Origin of the sequence: Rhizobium oryziradicis (assembly GCF_001939045.1) — a bacterium.
In the GTDB taxonomy this organism is placed as follows: domain Bacteria; phylum Pseudomonadota; class Alphaproteobacteria; order Rhizobiales; family Rhizobiaceae; genus Allorhizobium; species Allorhizobium oryziradicis.
In genome coordinates this window covers 73,959-94,500 of record NZ_MKIM01000026.1, presented here as the reverse complement: position 1 = coordinate 94,500, position 20,542 = coordinate 73,959, and the positions used below count along the sequence as shown (strand labels likewise).

Genomic DNA, 20,542 nt, shown 5'->3' with positions numbered 1-20,542 from the left:
TCTAGACCGGGGTAGCTGTTGCATGTGCCCGGTTCGGGTCGTTCGCTTATGCGGCTTCCTTGACGATCTTGCCGCCCTTGATGATCAGCGGCATCTGGCGACCATGGCCAGTCAAAAGTGCCAGATCGTCGAGCGCGATCATCGCGACCTTGCCGCCCAGCGCCTCGATCTCCTGGCGCAGCGCACCGGCTTCAGCCTCGCCATTGCGATAGGTGCCGATAATACCAACGCCGCGCCGGGCGAGATGCACCGCCATATTGCGGCCAAGGCCCCGGCTGGAACCTGTGATGATTGCGATCTTTTTGTTCATGGCCTGCTCGTTCGTCGTTTGGTTCAGCGAGGAATGCATGCCGCTACGGCTTCATTCCGATGAGAATGAAATAGTCCACTCCCGCGTCGCCTGCCCAATGCTCTCAATTTCTTGCCCGATTGTCTCAGGGACTTTTATTATTCCGAAATCGGTGGCATACAGACTTCATGACCGATCACCTTCAACCTCACATCGACATTGCCCTGCGGCATGCACGGCCTGGCGTAACGACCACTCCGATCCCACGCCTGGAGATCGGAATAGGACAGGTGACCTCCGGCACGTCGCCATGCCTCTACCGATCCATGATCTGCTTCATCCTGCAGGGATCGAAGGATGTGGCGATCCAAAACAACTTGCTGCGTTACGACTCGGCGCAATACCTCGTGAGTGCTCTGGATCTTCCCTTAAGCGGCCAGATCCACAACGCCGATGACGGGCGTCCCTATATCTCGGTGTCACTGGTCCTGGACCCGGCGCTTTTGTCTCAGATAGCTGCCGATATGCCGCCGATCCGCGATTCCGAAGCGCCTGGTATAGGGATCGCCATCAATTCGATGACACCGCCACTACGCGACACGCTGCTGCGCCTGCTTTCTTTGCTCGATACCCCGAGCGACATACCTGTACTGGCATCGATGGCGGAGCGCGAATTGCTCTATCGTCTCCTCCAGGGACCGCAGGGAAGGCTCCTTCGCCATATCGCGCAGCCTGAAGGAGCGCTTGGTCGGATCCGCCGTGCCGTGGAGTGGATCCGCGACCATCAGAACACGCGGTTACGGATAGATGCATTGTGCGATGTGAGCGGCATGAGCCGCGCAAGCCTGCACCGTCATTTCGTGGCGTTGACCAGCCTCAGTCCTGTCCAGTACCAGAAGCAGCTCCGGCTACAGCAGGCACGCCAGCTATTGCTCGCAGGTGATCACAGCGCATCTGACGTGGCCTTCGCAGTTGGTTATGAGAGTGCGTCTCAGTTTAGCCGCGAGTATCTGAGGCAGTTTGGTGCCCCACCCGTTCGCGACATGCGCCAGCTGCGGCATTCAATGAGCAGCCCGGTTTAGTTCTGGTATGAGATTGCGGGCAGCTTCATTCGAGCAGGGATACGCTGCGGATCGTCCAAAGTGTTCAGCTTGATGGAGTGCTGAGATAATTGGGCAATATTTTGAGCTTATTGGGCGGGGCTTAAGCCCCGCATCCCGTCTATTGAGATAGCCATCGACACGGAAGGCAACTGAGAAAATATGCCGCCGTAGGTCGAGATTAGAATCTCAAAAACGGGCATCTTTTATGACACGTCTTAATGGAAAACGTACCTTGATCACCGGCGGCACTTCAGGCATTGGCCTCGAAACCGCAAAGCAGTTTCTCAACGAAGGCGCGCGCGTCATCGTGACCGGTAACAACCCGGAATCCATTGAAAAAGCAAAGTCCGCACTCGGATCAGAAGTTCTGGTCTTGAAGGCCGACAGCGCGAGCGTCGAGGCGCAACGCGAGCTCGCAAATGCGGTAAAGCACCATTACGGACAGTTGGATGTGGCTTTCCTCAATGCTGGCATATCGGTCTGGCAGCCGATGGAAGCCTGGACTGAGGAAGCCTTCAATCAGTCCTTCGCCATCAACGTGCGCGGCCCCTACTTCCTGATGCAGGCTTTGCTGCCAATCTTCGCCCAACCCGCCTCAGTGGTGCTCAACACCTCGGTCAACGCGCATGTCGGTGCCGCCAATTCCTCCGTCTACGGCGCGACCAAAGCGGCCTTCCTCAACCTGTCGAAGACGCTCTCTTCCGAACTCCTGCCACGTGGTATCCGCGTCAATGCAGTCAGCCCCGGCCCGGTCGAAACGCCGCTCTACGATAAGCTCGGCATTCCAGACGCCTACAGAGAACAGGTAAACAACGAGATCGTCTCTACAATTCCCGCCGGGCGCTTCGGTACTGCGGCCGAAGTCGCCAAGGCTGTCGTTTATCTGGCATCCGACGAATCGGCATGGACAATAGGGACGGAAATCGTCGTGGATGGTGGGCGCACCCTGAACCGCTGATCAGGTGGGCCGGACCCGTTTTAACGGGTCCGGCAGTGTTTGCCAAGCGTGGCAACAGCGGTCAACAGCATCTTGGGCACGCGGGCGGATCTCCAAGCGGTAGTATCCTGACAAATACCTTGTCATGCTCGATTGAACATGGACTGGACATCTTTCGAATGTAGAAGAACTGCTAATGTCGGAACAATTCGAACAGACGCAAAAACGCGCTGATCACTATGTAGATCAGTTGTCGGACTGGGCAAAAGTTACCACCGTAACCCATGCACTCTATTGTCGATCTTTGAACATCGTTGTTGCACGGTTGACGTTGAAATAGTCCCGCCATGCCAGAATGGAATTATCCTCGATCGTTGTCTTCTGGTGGCCAATGTGGCGGAAGAGTTTTTCCGCCACATCCAGAAGTGCGTCGTGCATCTCACGATCATAATCCCGCAACGGCGTCAGAGTGCACTGGCTTGTCGGATGTCGCTCATTCGGCTGCAAGCCGCAGAGGTTGATGCTCCACCTCTCCTTCGGACTGAGGCTGCGTGCCCGCCTTTGGCGGCTTGATCCTGAACCAGGTCGCATAGAGTGCCGGCAGGAACAGGAGGATCAAAACCGTGCCGACCGCCGTGCCACCGATCAGCGTGTAGGCCATGGAGCCCCAGAAGACGGAATGCGTCAGCGGGATGAAGGCGAGCACCGCTGCGAGCGCTGTCAGGATGACCGGTCTCGTTCGTTGCACGGTTGCCTCGATGACAGCATGATAGTCGTCCAGACCAGCGGCCTTGTTCTCCTTTATCTGCTCAGTCAGGATGAGCGTGTTGCGCATCAGGATACCTGCCAAACCGATCAATCCCAGAATGGCATTGAACCCGAATGGCTGATTGAAGATGAGAAGGACTGGAACGACGCCAGCCAGTCCAAGCGGCCCAGTCAGCATCACCATCGTCATCGTCGACAGGCTGCGGACCTGCAGAATGATGACGATCAGCATCGCGGCGATCATCACGGGGAAGACCCGGACGAGAGCGGTATTCGCCTTCATGGACTCCTCGATATTACCCCCCATTTCGATGCGGTATCCGACCGGCAGCGACGCGATGAGCGGCTGAAGCGCCTTCATCACCTGCTGAGAGACCTCAGGTGGCTGCGTTGCCTCGTTGATGTCGGAGCGGACCGTGATGACCGGCGTGCGGTCGCGCCGTTTCATGACCGGCTCTTCGAAGCGCACCTCGGCGTGACCGATCTGGTCCAGCGGAACCGCGCGGCCTTCCCGGGTGATCAGGGAGAAGTTGGACAGCTTCGACGGGTCAAGCCTTGTATCGCCGCCGCTTCGCGCAACAACGTCAACATTGCGGATGTCTTCGCGAACCTGCGTGATCGGAACACCCGTCAGGAGGAGCTGGAGTTGCTGGCCCGCCTCTGCAGGAGATAGACCGATCATGTTGAGGCGTTCCTGATCCGGAATGAAGCGGAGAACCGGCGTACGATTGCCCCAGTCTCGGTTGGCATCGCGCACATCCGGAACGGTCTGCATCAGGGAGATTGCCTGTTCCGAGATTTGGTAGAGCTTTTCCGGATCCGGTCCCATGATCCGGAATTCGACCGGGAAAGGCGTGAAGGGTCCGAAGACAAGTTGCGTCACCCGCACGAAGGCTTCCGGTGCAAGTCCGCCTGAGACGGCTTCGCGCAAGCGTTCCTTCAGCTCTTCGCGGGCTTCCGCATTGGGGGTCAGCACGACGATCTTTGCAAAGGCCGGGTCAGGCAGTTCCGGAGACATCGCGAAGAAGAACCGCGGAGCGCCCTGCCCTACGTAGCTGGTGACGATCTTCGTCTCCGGCTGCTTCTGCAGCCAGTTCTCCAGCTTCGCAACCGTGGCAGTCGTCGTCTTGATGCTCGTTCCCTCCGGCAGGCGGACCTCAACAAGCACCTCCGGGCGGTCTGATGTCGGGAAGAACTGCTGTTTGACAGCACCCATACCGACGACGGACGCACCCATCATCATGACGACGATGCCACAAGTGAGAAATTTGTGGCGGACGGCGAGTTCGATTGCGCCGCGCAGCCGGCGATAATTCGGGGTATTGTAGATGGCGTGGTGTCCGCCTTCGATCGGCGCGATATTCGGCAGCATCTTCACGCCGAGATAGGGTGTGAAGATCACAGCCACGAGCCAGGAGACGATCAAGGCAAAGCCGACGATCCAGAAGATGTTGCCGGCATATTCACCGGCCGCTGACCGCGCAAAGCCAACCGGCATCAGACCGATGATTGTGACGAGCGTGCCCGACAGCATCGGGGCTGCCGTATGGCTCCAGGCATAGGCGGCCGCCTTGATGCGGTCCATGCCCTCTTCCATTTTGACGACCATCACTTCGATCGCGATAATGGCATCATCGACGAGCAATCCGAGCGCCAGGATGAGTGCGCCAAGCGTGATGCGGTCAAAGAACCTGCCGGTATCGAGCATGATGATGAACACGACACCGAGGGTGAGCGGAACGGCAAGCGCCACGACAATACCGACGCGCCAGCCGAGGCTGACAAGACTGACGAACAACACCACGCCGAGTGCCATGGCGAATTTCAGCATGAATTCGCCGACGGCTTCCTGAATGTTGACGGCCTGGTCGCTGACTTTGGCAAGCGTGATGCCGAGTGGCAGCGACTGGGCGATCTTCGAGGAGCGCTCTTCCAGCGCCTTGCCCAGTTCAAGGCCGTTCCAGCCCTGCTGCATGACGACGCCCAGCATGATGGCCGGTTCACCATTGTGCCGGATGACAAAGGTTTCCGGATCCTGATAACCGCGGCGAACCTCGGCGAAGTCTGAAAGCTTGAGTGTGCGTCCCCCCGCGACGATCGGGGTATCCGCCACTGCCTGGACACTGTCATACGCACCATCGAAGCGCATGAACACTTGCGGTCCCCGCGTGTCGATCGTGCCCGCCGGGGTCACGGTGTTGCGGCGCTGCAGCGCGGACGCGACATCCTGCGGTGAAATGCCGAGCGTCGCGAGCTTCGGATAGGAGAACTCAACAAAGATCTGTTCCGGCTGTTCACCCAAAATATTGATCTTCTTGACGCCAGGCACATGCAGCAGATCCTGACGAATCGTTTCGGCCTGGCGAACGAGCTCACGCTTCGGCATGCCCTGTGCCTTGAGAGCATAGAGGGCAAAACTCACGTCGGAATATTCATCATTCACGAAGGGGCCAAGCACGCCCTGAGGCAGATTGCGGGCCTCATCGCCGAGCTTCTTGCGTGCCTGGTAGAACTCGTCTTCGACCACGGAAGATGGCGTATTGTCCTTCAGTGTCACGGTCATGTAAGCAAAACCCGGACGCGTGGTGGTCTCCACGCGATCATACCAGGTCAGTTCCTGGATCCGCTTCTCCAGCGGCTCGGCGACAAGATCCTGCATCTCACGGGCGGTGGCTCCGGGCCATACCGTGGTGACGGTGAGGGTCTTGATCGTGAACGAAGGGTCTTCGGCGCGCCCCAATTTGATAAATGCGTATGCGCCCGCTGCCGCCAGCAGGACAATGAAGAACAAGGTGATGGCGCGCTCGCGAACGGCGAGCGCAGAAAGATTGAAGCTCATCAGTTTGCGACCTCCGCCTTTTCGACCGCGGTGCGTACACTCGCACCGTCCTGAAGCAGATGGGCTCCAAGAGCCACCACCGTTTCACCAGATCTGACATCCGTAACAAAGGCCGTCTCCTCACCGATCCGTTCAACCCCGACCGGGCGGAAATGAACCGTGGAGGTCTTGTCGTTGAAAACCCAGACACCCGTCCGGGTCCCATCGTCGAGTATCGCCCCGAGCGGAACCTCGGCATAGTGTGCATGGGTGCTGTTTTCGACGCTGATTGTCACCGTAGCGCCCAAAGATGCGGCAGCGGCAACCCCCTGCAGGACCCAACGCGTCTCATAGGTGCGTGTCTGCTGGTCAGCAGCATCGGAAATCTGCCGCAGGACCGCCGTTTCCTGTCCGCTCTGGCCATAGATCCTGGCGCGCGCTAGCGTGCCAATGGCAGGCCTCATGTTCTCGGGCATCCAAACCAGTGCCTCGCGCGGACCGGCCTTCGCAAGCCGTATGACCGGCTGTCCCGCGGACACCACCTGACCGGGTTCTGCAAGGGTCTCGACGATCGTGCCATCCGCATCGGCCACCAGCACGGCATAGGTCACTTCGTTTTCGGCCACTGTCGCATCTGCCTTGGCCGCAGACAGTTGCGCCGCAGCGGTATCAAGACCAGCCTTCGCCCTCTCGTACTGCTGGGTGGAAGCCGCATTGGATCTGACGAGAACTGCAAAACGCTTTTCATCCGCCTGCGCCTGAACAAAGGTTGCCTGCGCGGCAGTGACGGCGTTGCGTTTGGCGGTGAGGGACAGGCTGAGGTCATTGTTGTCGATGCGCAGCAAAGGCTGACCGGCCTTCACCTGCTCACCGACACTGACGAGTCGCGCAACGATTTTACCGGGGACCCGGAACCCGAGATCGCTCTGCACCCTGGCTGCTACAGTCCCGGTGAACGTTCTGCTGGCTGCTTCGGGGGTGGTGACCACGGCCAGGCTCACGAGCGGCGGCAAGGTACGAGGGTCCGCAGCAACGGCTTCACGAGATGCCGGAGGGAGGAAAATAATGGCAGCTGCAACGCCGGCAAGGGCCGCTAGCGCGACTGTCGCGAGCAGTAATTTTCGTTTCATGTCACCAACCTTCTTGACGGGAGCATTTCTATTTATAGATTGCACTCTAACTCTAAAAGCATTATAGATGTCAATATAAATCTAAATGGAGACCGTCATGAGAGTGAGCCGTGCCCAGGCCGAAGCCAATCGGGAGACAGTCATCAATGTAGCAAGTCGGCTCTTTCGCGAGCATGGCTTCGATGGGATCGGCCTAAAGGACTTGATGAAAGGAGCAGGCCTCACACAAGGCGGCTTCTACAAGCAGTTTGACTCGAAAGATGATCTTGCGGCATTGGCGTCACGCCGCGCCATGGAGAGCGCGACGCGCCGATGGTCATCTGTCGCTGCCTCCAGTGCTGACCCGATCCAAGGTGTTATTGACCTCTATCTTTCGGCCGGCCATCGCGGCGAAACGGGCGATGGATGCCCCCTAGTGGCGCTCGGCTCCGATGCTGCGCGCCAAAGCGAGGATGTGCGCAAGCCGTTTGAGGACGGGATCAAGGCTCATCTGCAGGTCCTGGAAGAGCTCCTGCCGGCCTCGGATAGCCGAGAGGCCAAGGTGCAAAAAGCGCAGGTCATGCTCGCCCTCATGGTTGGAGCGGTAACACTGTCGCGTATCGCAACGGATGAGACACTTGCCGCCGGTCTCTTGGAAGCGGCTGCTACGCAAGCCAGAAGCCTGGCATCCGCGGAAACTGTCGCGTAGCGGCCTCCTGCTTTTCCTTTTCACGTCTTGAACGCCCGGCAGACGCGCGACCGCGAATCCCGGCGATGGAGTTGTCATGCGTCGCATTGTTATCACGGGAATGGGTGCCGTCAGTCCGCTCGGCACCAGCGTCGAGAGTTCCTGGAGTCGCCTTCTCGCCGGTCAATCCGGCCTTCGTCGTCTGCCCGACGACGTCGTTAACGATCTCCCCGCAAAAGTCGGAGGCGTTGTCCCCTCGCTGGAAGACGATACCGAAGCTGGCTTCGATCCCGACAAATTCGTGCCGCCAAAGGATCAGCGTAAAATAGACCGTTTCATCTTGTTTGCCATGGCGGCAGCGGATGAAGCACTTGCGCAGGCCAAGTGGAAACCGACCTCTGAAGAGGATCGCATTCGAACGGCAACGATCATTGCGTCTGGAGTGGGCGGATTTCCGGCCATTACAGATGCGGTTCGCACTGTTGACCAGAAAGGCCCCCGGCGCTTGTCTCCATTCACCATTCCGTCCTTCCTCGTCAACCTTGCAGCGGGTCAGGTGTCCATCCGCCACGGGCTGAAGGGCCCGCTCGGCGCGCCGGTGACCGCCTGCGCGGCGGGGGTCCAGGCCATCGGTGACGCGGCCCGCATGATCCGGGCGAACGAAGTCGACATCGCCGTTTGCGGCGGAACGGAAGCTTGCATGAACATCGTCAGCCTCGGCGGCTTTGCTGCGGCGCGGGCACTATCAACCGGGTTCAACGATACGCCTGCCCTTGCCTCCCGACCGTTCGACATGATGCGCAACGGTTTCGTCATGGGAGAAGGTGCAGGCCTTCTGGTCATCGAAGCACTCAGCCATGCCTTGGCGCGTGGCGCGACACCGCTGGCGGAACTGGTCGGCTATGGCACCACGGCAGATGCCCATCATGTCACATCTGGCCCGGAAGATGGATCGGGGGCCGCAAGAGCCATGCAGATCGCGATCAGACAAGCCGGTATTGCTCCTTCCCGGATTCAGCATCTCAACGCACACGCGACATCAACCCAGCTAGGGGATCGTGGTGAAATCGAAGCGATCAAGTCCGTGTTCGGGACGAAGTCAGGGATAGCGGTGAGCGGCACGAAGTCCGCGACGGGCCACCTTCTCGGTGCAGCCGGCGGTCTCGAAGCGATTTTCACGATCCTCGCGCTGCGGGATCAGGTCGCGCCCCCTACCCTGAACCTGAATGCTCCCGATCCCGCTGGCAGTGGCATTGATTTCGTCGCCAACAAAGCAAGACCACACCCCATGGAGTTTGCAATCACCAATGGCTTCGGGTTCGGCGGTGTGAATGCCAGTGCAATATTCCGGCGTTGGGACGCCTGAAGGCATGAAACTGAAGCCAACTCCACCACTCGGCGTGAGTGCCCGGACGCCGAAGACTGCTGGTGTTTGTATCGACGGCGGCGGGAACACGATCAATACCATGATCGCGCGCATCGACGCGGATGTAACTTTCATTGCTGCCAATACCGCCCTTAGGTGTATAGGCCCTAGCTTAAAGGCTGAACGTGACCTGCATTTCACGTTGAAGAAGACATTGCCAGTGTATGCGAACGAAGCATCAACCCTTTTCGCGGATCAAAGCCGCGCCTCAACGGTGCCATCTCTGGAGGGCGGCCTCACTTTTCATTCTCGGCAGCGTCCCCATAAATGGGGTTCATCCAATTGACGGTGTGTGATTCCATGTCCATGAAAGGAGATTGCCATGCGCCGTCACGAATTGAGCGACGAAGAATGGGCTATCATTGCACCTCTTTTACCGAACAACAGCCGTGGAATTAAACGTGTCAACGACCGCCGGGTGATCAACGGCATCCTATGGCGTTTCAGGACTGGTTCGTCCTGGTGGCGCGATGTGCCGGAGCGTTATGGTCCTCGCACGACGCTTTACAATCGGTTCTCCCGCTGGCGTAACGCAGGCGTCTGGGATCGTCTTCTCGACGCGGTTTCTGCACTGCCACTTATCAAGCCGACTCGGAAAGGGCCATTTTCAAATGGTCGGCTTATCGACATGCTTCAACCAGGCAAAGTTTAAGCGTGTTAATCGCTTCATCAGTCTGCATTTTGCTCACAATGCCGATTTCGCGGATCAGTCTGTGATCACCCAAGGGAATTGTCTGTACGCCAAGCGGCAATGGCATATTGGATTCGGTGATCGGTAAAATCGCCACTCCCAGACCCTTCCCGACAAGAGCCAAAATTGCCTGCAAATCGTCAAGCTCCATTGAGTCCTGCACGGCCAAAGACTGGGATTTTAAAAATCGGTCGACCTGTCGGCCGCCGAAAGACGTTCGTTCATAGCGGATAAAGGGTTGTTGTCGGAGGATGGACATCCAGTCCCTGGAATCAAGCTCGGCCCGTATGGCCAACTCGTAAGGCTCTTGAACCAGCGGTGTCCATGACAGCTCTTTCGGCACGCCGTGAGATGGCTTGATGACCACCGCGAGATCAAGCTCGCCTGCGTCGACTTGGTCAAAAAGATTGAGCGATATCCCTGGCGCAATATGCAGATGATGCCTAGCGAAACGGGATCGGAAAGATACGAGTGCTCGTGCGAGCAGGGTCGACTGAACCGAAGCGATAGTGCCAATTTTAAGGGAACCGACGAGATCGCCTTCACCTGCACGTGTCAGCGCTTCGAACATGGATATAATTGCTTTGGCCTGCTCCAGCACCCGCAAACCTTCGGCATTCATGACAGCCGACCTGCCGGTGCGCGCGAACAGGGCGACGCCGATGTGATCTTCTAAACGCTTGATCTGACCGCTAACCGCAGCTTGGGTGAGGCCTATGCGATCACCGGCCGCCGAGAACGTCCCGAACCTCGATACCGCTACGAGAGTTTTCAATTCCGAAATCATGACTCATAAAAATTCCTGTTGCTCAGCCTAATAATATACAGTTTTTAATAATTTTTCTTTTTGTCTAAAATCAATAGATCACAAAAAAAACCTAAGGAGAACGTGAATGACCACTGCCCCTCTTTGCCCCTTCCATCTGGCTTTCCCCGTCAACGATCTTGAAGCAGCGCGCGGGTTCTACGGTGGTCTCCTTGGATGTTCGGAAGGTCGTAGCTCACCAGACTGGATCGATTTCAATTTTTACGGCCATCAGGTTGTGGCCCATTTGGTGCCAGCGGAAACGGGCGAAGCCGCTACAAATGCCGTCGATGGTCATGGTGTGCCAGTCCGTCACTTCGGTGTCGTCTTGTCGATGGACGAATGGAATGCCGCTGCTGAAAAGCTCACCAACGCAGGCGTTGATTTCGTCATCAAGCCCTATATTCGCTTCAAGGGTGAACCGGGCGAGCAGGCCACTATGTTCTTCAAAGACCCAAGCGGCAATGCCGTAGAGTTGAAGGCATTTGCGAACATAGCTAGCCTTTTCGCAAAGTGACCAATCCACTCTAGTTTACATGCCAGCGGCTCACTGCGTGACCACCTCTCCAGGATTGGCGGTCACGTCCCGCGCCAAACCCTGCAAAAAGCTGCGAGAATGGTGAGCGCTGCGAGCGTTGCCAATGGTATTTTCCATTCACCGGTCAGGTCTTGAGGAAATCATGGCCGAACGTGGTGTCCATCTCGACCACGCGACGCTTGCCAGATGGGTCGTGAAATATTCGCCGCAGCTTGCTCCGCAAGCGAAACGCCGGAAATCCAAACCCAGCGGCCCCTGGCGAATGGATGAGACTTACATCAAGGTAAAAGGCCAGTGGATGTATTTTTATTGCGCCGTTGATGGTTGCGGCAAAACCCTTGATTTCATGCTGTCTGAGCATCGTGACGAGGCTGCCGCGACAGATTTCTTCGCACGGGCAGTCGAGAACAATGGCTGGCCGGACAAGGTCGTGATCGACGAGAGTGGAGCGAATTTGGCAGGGCTACAAAACATGAATATCCTGCTGTTGTTGCATGGTTGGTTCTGGCTGATTGAAGTTCTCCAAGCCAAATATCGCAACAACATGATCGAGCAAGATCACCGTTTCAACAATTCGTCGCCCTTGCAGAATAACTGTGTCCAGCGATGACCATTTTTGTAATCACTCCGAAAATTTGCGACACCCCACCCATTGGCCCTCCTTGGAGGGGTGGCGTCCTTTCTCACTCGCAATATGTTCCTATTCACCCGTTTTGGTCGACATATGAGGGATGCACAGCTTGCGCACGGTCGTATGGAGGAGGACTCGTCTTGGGTCTGCTGAACCTCTCACCCTTGAGAGTTCAGCGCCGACGACAAGTCCCCATAACAACAAACGGTCCCGCTTCTTCAGCGATTACTCTGCCACTTCACAGATATCCAGGATCGTCAACATATACACTCTGATCATGTCGAGGAAGTCGATGATATCGACCCGCTCGTCAGGCATTGTATTGTAACGCCCGCCCGGCCCACAGACGATGCCTTCCATGCCGAGTTCGTGATAAAGATGACCGGCATCCGTGCCATAAAAGCGTGTGGGCGTGATTGCGCCCGTCGGCTGCTTTTCGCCGCGCACCGCTTCATAGGCGGCGTTGATCGATTTTACGATGCGCGATTCTGGAGAGACTTCGAAAGGTGGCATCAAGGGGCGCCCCTCGATAAGCTCAGGAACAAGTTTTGCCTTCAGGCCGGGGAAACGCGTTTCAAGCGCCCGCAACTCTCTCTCCAAATCTTCAAGCACGCCTTCCTGTGTTTGTCCGGGTGCATAACGGCATGAGCCCTTTAAGCGCACAAAATCCGAGACCTGCGGGGGCCGCCATTCTTCGAGGTCACGACCCAGTGCGCCGTGGACAACGCCAACATGGCCACGGTTGATCGAGCGGTGCACATCGCTTTTGGCCCCACTGAAGGTCATCGCGTTGATGCGTGGGATGATGTCGCAGGCGGCGGCAATCGCATCGACGGATTCTTCGCGTTTTGAGAGATGGCGCGTGTCACCCGTCAATTCGATGACGTAGCTGAGCGCTGCCGCATGCATCGTTACCGCCACGAGATCACTCGGTTCGCTGTTGATGAAATAGTCTGCCGTAATGCCGCTCTTGATCGCGGCAAGCGTTCCAATGCCACCCTGCAGCTCGCCGACAACGAAGGTCAGGATCACATCGCCCTTGAGCTTGACCCCGGCCTCCAAAAGCGTCTTGACTGCACAGAAATAGGCAGCATCCCCGGCTTTCATGTTGGACACGCCGATACCGTAGATGAACTTCTCATCGACCAGACCTGCGTAAGGATCGACTGTCCATCCTTCCGTCACCGGGTTTGTATCCAGATGGCCGTTGAACAGAAGGTTCTTGCCACCACCCTGCCCTTTCAGGCGACCAATCGTGTTGAAACGCCGACCATCCTCAAAGGGCTGAAGCTCGGCTGCGACACCGATTTTCTCAAGCTCCTTGGCCATCCAGCGGGCAAGATCCTTCTCGCCTTCGGTTTCCGAGTGGCTTTTGTGTTGAACCATCTGGGAGAGGAAATCGAGGCAAGCCTTTTCGTCGATCCGTTCCACGAGGGATTTCGGGTCCATTATCATGCTCCTTAAAATATAATCAATTGTATTGCGCGGCAGCACGGGGCACGGCTGCGATCAGTTTGCGGGTGTATTCGGCCCGCTTATCGCTATCGATCTCGTCTGCTTTGACGATCTCAACCAGATCGCCACGGTACATGATGGCAATGCGGTGGGCGATCTGGCGGATGAGATTGAGATCGTGGGTGATGAACAGGTAGGCTGTGCCACTTGCCTTTTGCAGCTCCAGCAACAACTCCACCACGGATGCCTGCACCGACACGTCGAGTGCCGACGTGATCTCGTCGCAGATAACCAGTTTCGGTTTGGAGGCGAAGGCGCGGGCAATTGCCACACGCTGTTTCTCGCCGCCTGACAGTTGATGTGGATAGCGGTTTGCGTGGGTGCGCGGCAGCCGCACCTGCTCCAACATATCGCCAATCTGTTGATCGAGATTGGCTGAATCGCCGAACAATTTTATGGGCCGGGAGAGTATTTCAGAAATCTTCTGGCGCGGATTGAGCGAGGCGTCCGGATGCTGGAAGATGATCTGCACATCCTTTCGATAGGCGTTATCCATATCGCCAAGATGCCTGATCTCGCGCCCATCGAAGATGATCTTGCCTTCAAAACGGTTGAGACCGGTCATCGCCTTGGCAAGCGTGGACTTGCCCGAACCGGATTCTCCGACAATGCCAAGAATTTCTCCGGGGCTGACGCTCAGGCTAACGGCGTTGTTGCCGGTAACGCGATGGGCTTTCCTGCCGGTCAGAGCGCCGAGAAACGATTTGCGACCAAAGTGCACACTGACATTCTCGACTTTCACCAACGGCTTTTCAGTGGTGACAACGTCATCCTTGACCAGACGTCTGGCCGGATCAGGGACGGCAGCAATCAGTTCACGCGTGTAGGCTTGCTGCGGATTGGTGAAAATCTCTTTGACCGTTCCGTGTTCGACAATATCGCCGCGTTTGATAACGGCCACCCTGCTTGCAGTGCGCGCAACCAGTGCCAGATCATGGGAGATATAGAGCGAGGCAACGCCTGTCTGTGCTTGAAGCTCCATGAACAAATCGAGGATTTGGCGGGAGGTAATCACATCGAGTGCGGTCGTCGGCTCGTCGAAAATGATACATTCCGGATTGCAAGCGAAGGCAGAGGCGATAACAACACGCTGCTTTTCGCCGCCAGAGACTTCATGCGGCATGCGGTTCATCATCTGTGATGGGGTTTTTAAACCGACATGAGCAAGCCTCGCCTCGCCTTCTTTCCAAGCCTGCTGTCGCGTCAGGCCTCCGTGCCGCACAAGCACTTCCGAAAGTTGCGTGCCCAGAGAAAGGGTGGGGTTGAGCGATGTGCTCGGATCTTGAAAGACCATGCTGATGCGGCGGCCACGAATGGCTTCCATCTGCCGCTCCGACATTTCAAGCAAGTTGTCGCTGCCCAGCAGAATGCGACCTGAAGGCTCGCGCGCATTCTTTGCCAGATAGCGCATGATGGACCAGGCAAGCGAGGTTTTTCCAGAGCCGCTTTCCCCAACAAGCCCCAGGATTTCGCCACGGGAAATCGAAAGATTGATATCTTTCAGGGCGTGATAAGGCCCGTTCGGGGTGTCGTAATCCAGCGCGTAGCTTTCAATCGAGATGACGGGTTTATTCTCGCTATTCGCCATTGTCTCACCTCATGTGCGCGGGTTGAGAGCGTCGCGAAGACCGTCGCCCAGAAGGTTAAAACCGACAGCGACAATTGCGATCGCCACACTTGGCCAAATCAGAATACCGGCTGACATGTGCATGTATCGGCGTGCCTCCGAGACCATAAGGCCCCATTCGGCAGCAGGTGGCTGCGCGCCAAGCCCGAGGAAGCTAAGGGTTGCAAAAAGCATCACTGCAAAAGACACACGGATGGTCATTTCCACGATGATCGGCGCGATCACATTGGGCAACATCTCGCGACCGATGATGTAGCCTGAACTTTCGCCGCGCGCCACGGCAGCGTTGACATAGTCCTGCCTGCGCACAGTCAGTGCGACACTACGGGTAATGCGCGCCATGCCGGGTGCAAACGCAATCGCTACGGCGATCAGCGCATTGACGGTGCTGGAGCCAAGCAAATTGACCACCAAAAGCGCAAACAACAGGCTGGGGATCGACATGACAGCATCAATGGTGCGCATGATCAATTCATCGGCTCGGCCACCGAGAAAAGCGGAAGCTGTTCCAATGAAGGCACCAATCAACGTGCCGATGATGGTTGCCAGCACCGCCATCACAACGGTTGCCCGCGCACCGATCAGAAGACGGCTGAAAATATCGCGACCATACTGATCGGTTCCGAGCCAGTATGTCATGCTCGACGCTTTGTAGCGCGCAAGCGGTGCCAGTTTTTCCGGATCGTGCGGCGCAAGCATTGGCCCAAAGACGACCATGATCAACACCAGTGTCACCAACGCGATGCCGATGGCACCCTGCGGTGTCTTGAGCAATCGTTTCAAGAACTCAGTCATACTGGATCCTCTTGTCGAGCCAGGCATAGAGGATGTCTGCGATGAAATTGACGATTGAGTATGTGGCGGCCATGATCAGCACACCCGCCTGAATGGCAGGCAGATCGCGGGCCTGAATAGCAACGATCAACTGACGACCAATGCCGGGAATGGCGAAGATTTCTTCCACAACGATGACCCCGCCGAGAAGGTAGCCGACATCCAGAGCAACGATGGTGATGGTGGGTAAAAGCGCATTGCGCAGCGCGTGACGGCGCAGAACATGCCCGCGCGACAGTCCCTTCAGCCGTGCAGCCCGGATGTAATCGGTGTGCAGCACATCCACGAGTTCGGAGCGGACCATGCGCGACACATGCGCAATCAGAATAATCGAGATAACACAGACCGGTAGTACCAGATGCGCGATGCTCTCGGCAAAATTCTCGGTGAGCGGCACATAGCCTGTCGGCGGCAGCCATTTCATCCAGTCGGCAAACACGAGAATAGCAACCGTTGCCGTCACAAACTCCGGCAAGGCAACGCCTGCGTAAGAGATCAGGCTGACCAACATATCGGCAAACTTGCCCCGCCGTATCGCTGCAATGATCCCAAGCGGAATGGCGATAATGAGCATGAGGCTGATCGATAGAAACGCCAGAAGCAGGGAGCGGCCCAGCGCTTCGAACATCACAGGGCCAATCGGCTGTCCAGTGCGAAGCGATGTGCCGAGATCGCCGTGCAGCACATGCAAGAGCCAGGTCAGATATTGCTGCCACACGGGCTGATCGAGCCCCATGGTTGCGCGCAAGGCGTCGAGAGCATCTTTGGTGGCATTCTCGCCCAGCATCATCACCGCTGCGTCGGCGGGAAGGATCTGCGTTATCGCGAAGACGATTAGCGACACGACAATCAGCGTGTACAGGATCATCACCAGGCGCTTGAAGATGTAATTCGGAGACAATGGCGTGTTCCTATCAAAGGTCAGCCGGGCGTGAAAGGCGCCCGGCAGGCTGGTATCATCAACCGCGCTTCGGTGCCTTGTCGGTCAGGGACGCAAAATCGAGCCTGAAAACAGAGGCTCTCGGATGCGCTTCAAAGTTTTGCACCCAGGTTCGCTTCGCGGCCAGAACATCGAAGAAGCTGGGGATGATCGAGGGAACGCTGTCGTTCATGATTTCCTGAGCCTTGGTGTAAAGCTCGGTGCGCTTTCCCTCATCCGCGATGTTGCGCGCCTGGGCGACAAGAGCGTCGAATTCCTTGTTGTTCCAGCGCGTTTCGTTCCAGGCCGCGTCCGATGTGTAGAGCAGCTTGAAGATGCTGTCTGGCGAGGACTGCATGTTGTAAAAGCCGACATAAAAGCTGCCCTTTTTCCACACCTGCTCCAGATAGGTTGCATGCGGCATGGTCTGGACATTGATGTTGACGCCAGCTTCCTTGGCCATTTCGCGCAGAGCAACCGCAAGCTGAGTTCTTACGGCTGGTTTGTCGGACGCAATCAATGTGACATCCAAACCATTTGCGTGGCCCGCTTCCGCCAGAAGCTTCTTGGCTTCCGCGATGTTTTTCTCACGTTGAGGAAGCTGCTTGAAGAAGCGATAGGAAGGGTTGAGCGGCGTATCGTTGCCGACCGTGCCAAAGCCTTCGGTTACGAATTCGACCATCGCTTCACGATCAACTGTCAGGGCAATGGCCTTGCGAACGCGCGGGTCATTGAACGGCGGCGTGTCACAACCAAAATTGACATTGCAGAACTGGCCCGATGGGGTTCTGAGAGCCGCGATGCCATCAGTGCCATTGACGCGCATGAATTCGGTCGGTTGGATCGTCGAGATAATGTCGATATCGCCTGCCAGCAGAGCAGAGCTTTCCGCCGATGAGTCCGGGAAGACCTTGACCTCGATCCGATCGAGATAGGGGCGCGCAGGGTCGTAATATTTCTCATTGCGCTCCACGACCACCAAGCGATCCGCTTCATAGGAGACCAGCTTGAATGGACCGGTTCCAACCGCCTTTGACGAGAGGCTCTTCATGTCTCCCTTTGCAAAGGAGGCGGGAATAATGCGTGCATTCGTATAGGCCAAGGCAACCGGAAGGTCTGCATAGGCACCCGAAAGCTTGAACACCACGGTCAGATCGTCAGCACCGACGATATCGGTAATGGGACCAACATTGGCGCGACCGGGTGAGGCCGTGGCCGGATCGAGAATAGCCTTGAAGGTGGCAACCACGTCATTGGATGTCAGTGGCGAACCATCGTGAAAAGTCACGCCCTTGCGCAGCTTGAAGGTCCATTCTGTCAGGCCGTCGTTTGCGCTCCAGCTTTCCGCCAGATCCGCCTCGACGGACATGTCCACTTTCAGGCGCGTCAGGCTGCTGTACAGCAGTTCTGTGACGAGATTTTCCGGGGTGACGCGCGTCAAAAGAGGATTGATCACACTGACCGCCTGGTCAACGGATACCCGCAAAGTGCCACCTTTAAGCGGTGGCGCAGACTGCGCGAAGCTCATCGCCGGAGCCGCAAAAATGGCAGCTGTCCCGGCAAGAAAGGCACGACGTTTGATCTCCAGCATTGTATGTTCCCTTATGATTGCGTTGTGTTTTCTGGAATGTCTTCTGCGGCGAAATCCGCCGCCAGATAGGCAAGAATGCTCTTGGCCAGCGCGATAATGTCTTGACGGGTGGTGTGCTCTTCCGGGCTATGGATCATGCTTTCAGGACGGCCGAGCCCTCCAAGCAGGATTTCCGGACCAAAGCCCGCCTTTTGCACATAACCAAAATCAGACGCGCTGGCGGCGCCCCATTTACTGAAGTCTTCCGGCCTGTAGCCAAACCCAATGCTCAAAGCCTTTTGCCATCGTGGCCAATGGGGGCCATCCGGATCCTCGGTTGGGATAAGATGGCCTACGAGGTCGAATTCGATTTTCAAATCCGATCCTTCGACACAGCCCAGCACGCGCTTTTCAAGCTCTTCGCGCAAATCATCGAAACATTCCTCGGGTGCATAGCGGCGAGACACGAGGATTTTGACTTCGGCAGGAACCTGACCACCGACGGTACCGCCATGGATCGCAGAAATGTTCAAAGAAGGACGCAAAGGCCCGGTGGAATGGGGTGGCGGCGTCAGGTTGGATATCTTTGTCGCAACCTCAGCCTTCATGGCGGAAATCGCATTCAGGATGGGGAGCGCACCATCAATGGCGTTGACGCCCGTGCCGGTCCGATTGCCCTCCCCGGCATGAACAGCAGCACCTCTCACGGTAATCTGGAGATTGAAAATCCCAAAACAACCGGCCCAGATACGCGGTGCTGCTGATCCATTGAAATTCAGGATATGCCCTTTAAGCAATTTCTGTTCAGCAAGATAGCGGATGCCGGGATAAAGCCCGCCCTCCTCATCCGTGCACAGAAGAAGCATCGGGTCATAAAACAGCGGCAGCCCAGCTGTCTTCGCAGCACCAAGCGCGAGAAGCGCCGCCGCGATCGTTCCCTTCATGTCTGCCACACCAAGGCCGAAGAGCTTATCGTCTTCGATGGTCAGCGACAGAGGGTTACGCGTCCACCCTGGTGCTACCGGCACGGTATCGACATGAAAGTAAAGCCCGCAAACAGGCTTGCCGCTGCCCTTTCGTGCCACAACATTAATGCGGTCGCCGCAGGCTGGTCCATTTTTTGCAAACCACAAGTCACGGGGAACTTCGACCCGTTCAATATCGAATCCCAATGGCGTAAGAAGTTCACTCATCAAATCCGCGAAAGCGCCATAGCCGCGTCCGGGAGGAAAAGACGTGTCGATTGAAATCATTCTGGAAAGATGTGTGACCGCTGTTTCGACATTGCGCTCTATGAGCGCCAAAGCAGAAGTAAAAGTGTCGCTTGTCGAAGCACCATGTTTCAGTGTCATCTAGCCCTCCCAGAGCGATGGCGGCAGAGCGCTCCACTTGCTCTTTAATATAAACTATATAGTAATACTGCGCACATGTTGGCGGAGAGTCAACTCCAAAGAAGAGGCAATCGCGTGGACGAAATGCACAATAATTCATCATCCTCGATGAAGCTTTCAGAGCTGACTCTTCCGCTCTACGAGGTCGTGAAGCGTGAAATCACCGAAGCCATCATGATTGGGAAATTCGGACCGGGTGCGGTTTTGCCGAGCGAGATCGCGTTGTCGCAAATGTATGGCGTTGCTGTTGGTACAGTCCGCCGAGCCCTGATGGACTTGACGTCTGATGGCCTTCTGAGCAGACGGCGCAAGACTGGAACGGTGGTCACGGGGCGCAAGCCACAGCACAGCCTGAGACTGTTCTTTCAGTACTTTCGTTTGCACGGGATTGATGGTTCGCTGAGCAAGTCAGTCACAAAAGTCACGTCCATCAAAAATACCATCGCGTCAGCATCGGACGCTCAGAAACTTCAGATTGACGAAGGCACACCGCTCGTTTCCTTCCACCGCATTCGGTACCTTGATGACACCCCCGTCATGCATGAAACACTGACCCTTCCGAGGGAACGCGTGCCCGATTTTCCAACGTCGTCAGAAGAAATACCGCATCTTTTCTACCTGCACTTGCTGGAGAAGTATGGGATCAGAATTTCGGCCATCAGGGAGCAGGTCGCAGCGGACCTCGCAAACGAAGATGACGAGACATGGCTCAAACTCAAACGTCCGGCTGCCGTTCTAACGATTGATGAGGTTGCCTATGACCAAGGTGCCGTTCCAGTCCTCCATTCAGAGCATAGGGCGACAACGGCGAGACATCGATATGTAAATGAAATTCAGTAATCAGCTGGGTCAGCGCTGATGCAAGGATTAGCAAATATGCGGA

At 56.6% G+C, this 20,542-nt stretch carries 17 protein-coding genes and 3 pseudogenes; 9 read left to right on the top strand and 11 right to left on the bottom strand.

Going from position 1 to position 20,542, the window contains the following annotated elements; translation table 11 throughout:
- Positions 1-127: 127 nt before the first annotated feature.
- Positions 128-310, bottom strand: a pseudogene (locus tag BJF95_RS10710) (SDR family NAD(P)-dependent oxidoreductase); the annotation flags it as partial.
- A 167-nt stretch (positions 311-477) separates the two neighbouring features.
- On the opposite strand from BJF95_RS10710, the gene BJF95_RS10705 reads away from it, so the two are divergent.
- Together BJF95_RS10705 and BJF95_RS10700 are read left to right on the top strand one after the other, a co-directional pair.
- Positions 478-1,371: an AraC family transcriptional regulator gene (locus tag BJF95_RS10705; protein WP_075639467.1), complete on the top strand. Its 894-nt coding sequence runs from the start codon at positions 478-480 to the stop codon at positions 1,369-1,371.
- 226 nt (positions 1,372-1,597) lie between these two features.
- Positions 1,598-2,350: an SDR family oxidoreductase gene (locus BJF95_RS10700; RefSeq protein ID WP_075639466.1), complete on the top strand. Its 753-nt coding sequence runs from the start codon at positions 1,598-1,600 to the stop codon at positions 2,348-2,350.
- Between the two features lie 270 nt (positions 2,351-2,620).
- On the opposite strand, the gene BJF95_RS24040 is transcribed toward BJF95_RS10700, so the two are convergent.
- The 3 genes from BJF95_RS24040 to BJF95_RS10690 are packed head-to-tail and all read right to left on the bottom strand — an operon-like array spanning position 2,621 to position 7,045.
- A complete protein-coding gene (locus BJF95_RS24040) occupies positions 2,621-2,767 on the bottom strand; it encodes a hypothetical protein (RefSeq protein ID WP_175577237.1) in 147 nt (48 codons plus the stop codon).
- 55 nt (positions 2,768-2,822) lie between these two features.
- Positions 2,823-5,936 (bottom strand): efflux RND transporter permease subunit, encoded by a 3,114-nt coding sequence (locus tag BJF95_RS10695; RefSeq protein WP_075639465.1) that lies wholly within the window; start codon positions 5,934-5,936, stop codon positions 2,823-2,825.
- The gene (locus BJF95_RS10690; protein ID WP_075639464.1) at positions 5,936-7,045 is read right to left on the bottom strand and encodes an efflux RND transporter periplasmic adaptor subunit; all 1,110 of its coding nucleotides are present in this window, start codon (positions 7,043-7,045) and stop codon (positions 5,936-5,938) included. Before BJF95_RS10690 ends, BJF95_RS10695 begins: the two co-directional genes overlap by 1 nt.
- A 97-nt stretch (positions 7,046-7,142) precedes the next feature.
- On the opposite strand from BJF95_RS10690, the gene BJF95_RS10685 reads away from it, so the two are divergent.
- The 4 genes and pseudogenes from BJF95_RS10685 to BJF95_RS23655 all read left to right on the top strand — a co-directional run.
- Positions 7,143-7,733 carry a TetR/AcrR family transcriptional regulator gene (locus BJF95_RS10685; protein ID WP_075639463.1) on the top strand — a complete coding sequence of 197 codons (591 nt, stop codon included), beginning with the start codon at positions 7,143-7,145 and terminating at the stop codon, positions 7,731-7,733.
- Positions 7,734-7,809: 76 nt separating this feature from the next.
- The gene (gene fabF, locus BJF95_RS10680; protein ID WP_075639462.1) at positions 7,810-9,078 is read left to right on the top strand and encodes a beta-ketoacyl-ACP synthase II; all 1,269 of its coding nucleotides are present in this window, start codon (positions 7,810-7,812) and stop codon (positions 9,076-9,078) included.
- A 4-nt stretch (positions 9,079-9,082) separates the two neighbouring features.
- Positions 9,083-9,424 carry a hypothetical protein gene (locus BJF95_RS10675; RefSeq protein WP_075639461.1) on the top strand — a complete coding sequence of 114 codons (342 nt, stop codon included), beginning with the start codon at positions 9,083-9,085 and terminating at the stop codon, positions 9,422-9,424.
- Between the two features lie 30 nt (positions 9,425-9,454).
- Positions 9,455-9,706: pseudogene (locus tag BJF95_RS23655) on the top strand (transposase); the annotation flags it as partial.
- A gap of 52 nt (positions 9,707-9,758) precedes the next feature.
- Here the strand turns inward: BJF95_RS23655 and BJF95_RS10665 are convergent.
- Positions 9,759-10,616: a LysR family transcriptional regulator gene (locus BJF95_RS10665; RefSeq protein ID WP_075639460.1), complete on the bottom strand. Its 858-nt coding sequence runs from the start codon at positions 10,614-10,616 to the stop codon at positions 9,759-9,761.
- 106 nt (positions 10,617-10,722) lie between these two features.
- Between BJF95_RS10665 and BJF95_RS10660 the strand changes: the two genes are divergently transcribed.
- The gene (locus BJF95_RS10660) at positions 10,723-11,151 is read left to right on the top strand and encodes a VOC family protein (RefSeq protein ID WP_075639459.1); all 429 of its coding nucleotides are present in this window, start codon (positions 10,723-10,725) and stop codon (positions 11,149-11,151) included.
- Positions 11,152-11,299: 148 nt separating this feature from the next.
- Positions 11,300-11,740 (top strand): annotated as a pseudogene (locus BJF95_RS10655) (IS6 family transposase); the annotation flags it as partial.
- Positions 11,741-12,028: 288 nt separating this feature from the next.
- Here the strand turns inward: BJF95_RS10655 and BJF95_RS10650 are convergent.
- The 6 genes from BJF95_RS10650 to BJF95_RS10625 are packed head-to-tail and all read right to left on the bottom strand — an operon-like array spanning position 12,029 to position 19,620.
- Positions 12,029-13,252 (bottom strand): M20 family metallopeptidase, encoded by a 1,224-nt coding sequence (locus BJF95_RS10650; RefSeq protein WP_075639458.1) that lies wholly within the window; start codon positions 13,250-13,252, stop codon positions 12,029-12,031.
- A gap of 22 nt (positions 13,253-13,274) precedes the next feature.
- Positions 13,275-14,906 (bottom strand): dipeptide ABC transporter ATP-binding protein, encoded by a 1,632-nt coding sequence (locus BJF95_RS10645; protein ID WP_075639457.1) that lies wholly within the window; start codon positions 14,904-14,906, stop codon positions 13,275-13,277.
- 9 nt (positions 14,907-14,915) lie between these two features.
- A complete protein-coding gene (locus BJF95_RS10640) occupies positions 14,916-15,740 on the bottom strand; it encodes an ABC transporter permease (RefSeq protein WP_075639456.1) in 825 nt (274 codons plus the stop codon).
- A complete protein-coding gene (locus tag BJF95_RS10635; protein WP_075639455.1) occupies positions 15,733-16,680 on the bottom strand; it encodes an ABC transporter permease in 948 nt (315 codons plus the stop codon). Before BJF95_RS10635 ends, BJF95_RS10640 begins: the two co-directional genes overlap by 8 nt.
- Before the next feature lie 58 nt (positions 16,681-16,738).
- Positions 16,739-18,289 (bottom strand): ABC transporter substrate-binding protein, encoded by a 1,551-nt coding sequence (locus tag BJF95_RS10630; RefSeq protein ID WP_075639454.1) that lies wholly within the window; start codon positions 18,287-18,289, stop codon positions 16,739-16,741.
- Between the two features lie 11 nt (positions 18,290-18,300).
- Positions 18,301-19,620: a M20 family metallopeptidase gene (locus tag BJF95_RS10625; RefSeq protein WP_075639453.1), complete on the bottom strand. Its 1,320-nt coding sequence runs from the start codon at positions 19,618-19,620 to the stop codon at positions 18,301-18,303.
- Between the two features lie 123 nt (positions 19,621-19,743).
- Here BJF95_RS10625 and BJF95_RS10620 point away from each other — a divergent pair, with 123 nt between their 5' ends.
- Positions 19,744-20,499, top strand: coding sequence for a GntR family transcriptional regulator (locus tag BJF95_RS10620; RefSeq protein WP_083638789.1), 756 nt, complete (start codon positions 19,744-19,746; stop codon positions 20,497-20,499).
- Positions 20,500-20,542: the final 43 nt, after the last annotated feature.